At 52.3% G+C, this 3,954-nt stretch carries 4 protein-coding genes; 1 reads left to right on the top strand and 3 read right to left on the bottom strand.

Translation table 11 applies throughout. The annotated features are described in order from the left end of the window. Positions 1-25: 25 nt before the first annotated feature. The 3 genes from HC022_RS20700 to HC022_RS20690 all read right to left on the bottom strand — a co-directional run bounded on the left by HC022_RS20700 (position 26) and on the right by HC022_RS20690 (position 3,160). On the bottom strand, positions 26-559 hold the full coding sequence (locus tag HC022_RS20700; protein ID WP_167453677.1) for a hypothetical protein: 534 nt from the start codon (positions 557-559) through the stop codon (positions 26-28). A 14-nt stretch (positions 560-573) separates the two neighbouring features. Then, a complete protein-coding gene (locus tag HC022_RS20695) occupies positions 574-1,950 on the bottom strand; it encodes a DUF3696 domain-containing protein (RefSeq protein WP_167453676.1) in 1,377 nt (458 codons plus the stop codon). Between the two features lie 469 nt (positions 1,951-2,419). Continuing rightward, positions 2,420-3,160, bottom strand: coding sequence for a hypothetical protein (locus tag HC022_RS20690; RefSeq protein WP_167453675.1), 741 nt, complete (start codon positions 3,158-3,160; stop codon positions 2,420-2,422). Positions 3,161-3,667: 507 nt separating this feature from the next. On the opposite strand from HC022_RS20690, the gene HC022_RS20685 reads away from it, so the two are divergent. Next, on the top strand, positions 3,668-3,954 hold a 287-nt coding region (locus HC022_RS20685; RefSeq protein ID WP_167453674.1), incomplete at its 3' end, for a GNAT family N-acetyltransferase.

The following is a 3,954-nucleotide window of genomic DNA, read 5'->3' as shown; positions in this document are numbered from 1 at the left end:
GTGCTGGGGAATCGAAAAAAGTGGTTCATGTCGGTAAGCTTGGTGGCGCATTATCGGGGAACTTGGCGGTGTAGAAACGGCAGGCATCATCCGGGCATAGAAATTCGACTTTGACATCATGATCTGCCAAGGCCTCCCACCAATCCAACCATTTACAGTCCGCAGCCTGAAGAATGGTAGGTTTCTCCGGGTGGGCGTTCGAGACTGCCACAAATTTTCTGTCTGGAGGGTCGAAAGACGCCTCGAGTTCCTCGTCTGGAAACTCTTCGTATCTGTTGGCTTCTACTTCCGTGATAGTAACTTGTTCGACATGCGATCCGTTCCGTTGGTTTTGAAGCAGCCACTTCAGGAAGACGTCACCAACCCCCTTCGGCTGGTTAGGATGTGTCTTTTTCTGATACTCACGAAGAATATGAAAGCAATCGTCAATCACGGTTTTTCCGCGGAGTTTTTGCGCAAGTAAGCGCTCGATGCACCTTTTCCGGCACTCGTCGGAAATGTCCTCATGGCTACCATTGGCGACTAAGAGAACGTTAGTGTCAATAACTGCACGCACCACTACTTTATTAACTCCTACTTTTGGGAGGATCTTCTATTAATAGCCGCTAGAGTGCGTGCGGCAATGTCTTCCATCTCGTCTCCAAAGAAATTTTCTGGCCAATTCAAAATTTCGCCATCCTCATCCAACTCAAGCGCCTCAAGTGCAGCCGCGCCAGTTTTGTTCTTTACAAAGTAGACCGCGACGTCCTCCTTTTTTATTACGCCCTCCGCTACTCGTCTTTGCAATCTATTGAGGAAATGTTCCGAGTGAGTTTCGATGATGAGTTGCGTCCCGCGCGGCACTCCGTCCTCGTAGGACTGAGTTGCACTGATAAATGCATCAGCTAGAACGGACTGAGCCTTGGGGTGAAGGTGAATTTCTGGTTGCTCCATCCACACGGTTGAACCCTTCGGGGAATAGAAAGCTTGTACCAAAGCGGGGAGAACCTGAGAAACACCAAAGCCCACGTCTGTAAGCTTCACTTCCGGTGCCTTAGGTTGCGTTTTTACGAGAACCTCATATTCTTTGCGGCCTTTCGCGACAGCCTTTACTCGAAAATTGGAAATAACGCCGAGATCGACAAGCCACGATGCTATAAACTCGTCAAAACGGCTTCTAGGTTTCTTCCATCGACGGTTAAGCATACGTTTCTCACTAGTGGCCGAAAGGAGCGCGGCAATCGCAGTTTCGCCCTCTTGACCAACATCAGGAGGACTATCTCCAGACCATTGGTATACGCGCCGAGGTGGACTTCTCAGTGGACCGAGATAATAAAGATCGTCTAGGGCGCGTTCAGTTTCCAGTGCAAATTCAGCTAAGAAATCAGCGTTTTGGTATCGCAAGAGTGTTCGGTCGGAAAATCGATAAAACTTTTCTGGTGGCTCAACCGGCCACTTGCGGCCTGAAGCGTGAACGAGTCGAAGCGGCGAAGCTTCAAGGTACGCTTTACTTCCGCTGCGGCCATGTATGATCTCGAGAGTTTTCTCCTCGCCATCAAATAGATCGTACTGGATCTCTTCAATGACCGGCTGGCTCGCCTTGTCTGCTCTCAAAGACGAATGGAGAGATAAATAGTCCCCCGAGTACACTTCTGTTTCGACAAGTGGATTGTCTACCTCTAGGCGATGGGGAAGCTTCCACTTCAAGGTAAACTCCAGAAGCGACTCCAGATCGTGACCATATATGCAATCTGTAAAAGTTCCCAAGTCGATCAAGGAACTCTCGTCGCCGAGATGGAGCGCGCGTTTGCGGTCGGAAATCTGCGTAGTTTGCTTCATAGCAAGAAGGAGGTGGCCGAGACTTGATTTTCCGGAACTGTTGCCGCCAAACACGACAGTGAGAGGCGCGAGCCGGATCGGCCCCGTGTCTTTCCACGCCTTGAAGTTCTTAACCTGAAGTTCAACCAGCATCGCATCCCACCCTAAGTCTCTGTTTTGTATTCCATTTTAGGCATCTCGAGTCAAACAGATTCTGGCCCATAGACTTACCCGCACGACCATTCTGGACCCGATAAGATCCCCGGCCAATCAGATCATTGCACTGCGTTTGTCGCTCAAGGCCCAGCAACCTTTCCGTCTGTACCAGAAGAGGAAAGTTTTATAACTGCGCCTGAGGAGAGAGGCCAGTCCGAGGGATGCGGCAACTTCGTGTGCTTATCGGATGCCCCATGACTCCGGGAGGGATAAGTCTGGTCTCGCCAACGTTTCGATCCGAACCTTACAAAGGGTTTTCGGCGCTTACCTGGGACCGGTCATCCGCTGCGCCTGGGACGAATGTCCGGAGAGCGCCGTGAGCGGCGACGGCTGCGGAGTGCATGAATGGCGGCTTTCATGCGACCTGCAGATATCTAACGATAAAGTTCGTTAAACATTGTCTCAGTCAAGTCGATGCAGATTCATGCTTCAGCTCAACGAGCGGCTGCCCATCGAAATGTATATTCACTATCATCGACGCCGCGACGACAACGATCACCGCGACACCGCTTAAAACTTCTGCCCCATTTGGCTCCAGCGGTAAATGAATTTTACCTACTATTCCTGATTCAATCCTTTCCTCTGGAGGCCCAAAAGTTAAATAGCGCGCCGCCAAATCAAGTTTCTTTTCGTTTTCATTTCTGGATGGATCGAAATGTGCTCCACCCAGCTTGTTGCAGGCATACCGAAGTGTTTGTTCCAACGAGAAGTTATCGCCTCTAAAGTGAAGCACTGGGCGCTTCATCACCTTGCCTAGCTTCACCAACTCAATCCGTTGAGAGCCCAGCTCGTGCACCCATTCTGGCGCTATGTCGGAGTTTGAATGATACAGCGCCCATATTGGCTTTCCGTCGAACCTGACCCCAGCTGAGAGATAGTAGTCGATGTCGGCATCATTTTCTATTCTATCAAAGATACTTTTATCGTTGAGCATAGGAAACGTCACTGGCACCGAAACTTGGTCGGTGATGCGGCGAAGTTCATTGTCACAAAGCCAGCGCCGAACAATGACGGAAGCCTGCCGAACATGGCGGTTCTGCACGGGACCTTTGGGAAACGTAAGTTCGACCAAACTTTTGACGTCGTCTTCGAAAAGATTCAGGAGTTCATGAAATTCGCCGTCTGGCATCCGCACAGGTTTGGGCATTTTCTGGTTCCAATTGCTCTGCTCAATTAGATTCTCGACGACCATACAGTGCTTGATGCGGACTTTCGAGCCAATCCCGTGAGAGGCAGCTCCAACCGCGTTGCGAACAGACGCCGGCAAGGCCGTGCTGCACGACGCCTCGAATGACCGCACTGGGGAAGCTGCACTGCAGAGATGACCATCACAACGAACGGCAGGTGAGGGCCGAGACCGGTCAGCTGCTGCGCCGCGCGTGAAGGTCGGCTCTGGGCCGTTTGGGCCGCTCAAGCAGTATGGGCCGGGGAGCGACGGCAAGCTAGGGGCGGCCAGGCTCTTGACCCCGACGCGCAGCGTAGGTCCGGGATGATCCCTCAATCGTCATTGAAACTGGTGGCACGGCGGCTTATTCTCATCCCGTCACAGAAGGAGATTTATGCTCAGAGGCTTCGATTGACCCGCATCTAGCGGCATCGCTCGGCACACGGATGCCGACCCTTTTTGCATGATTTCTTTGGAGTTCTTATTCTCATGAAGAACGCGAACGTGGTGATCCGGCCCTTCGAAGCGGCAACGGATCTGGAAAGACTGTCGACTATATGGTTCGACGCCTCGTTGAAGGCGCACCCCTTCATCGGTGAAACAAGGCTGACGGAACAGCGCAGGCTGATCGAGGAGCGGTATCTGCCAGAGGCGGAGACCTCCGTGGCTTGCCTTGACGGAGACGCTGTTGGCTTCATCAGCCTCTTGGACTGTTTCATCGGCGGGGTCTTCATCGCGCCGGGCTGGCAAGGCCACGGGATCGGGCGCAGGCTTAT

The sequence above is a fragment of the Salipiger sp. HF18 genome (assembly GCF_011806505.1).
Taxonomy (GTDB): Bacteria; Pseudomonadota; Alphaproteobacteria; order Rhodobacterales; family Rhodobacteraceae; genus Salipiger; species Salipiger thiooxidans.
The sequence above is the reverse complement of the archived record's forward strand: the minus strand, read 5'-3'. Positions and strand labels throughout refer to the sequence as shown.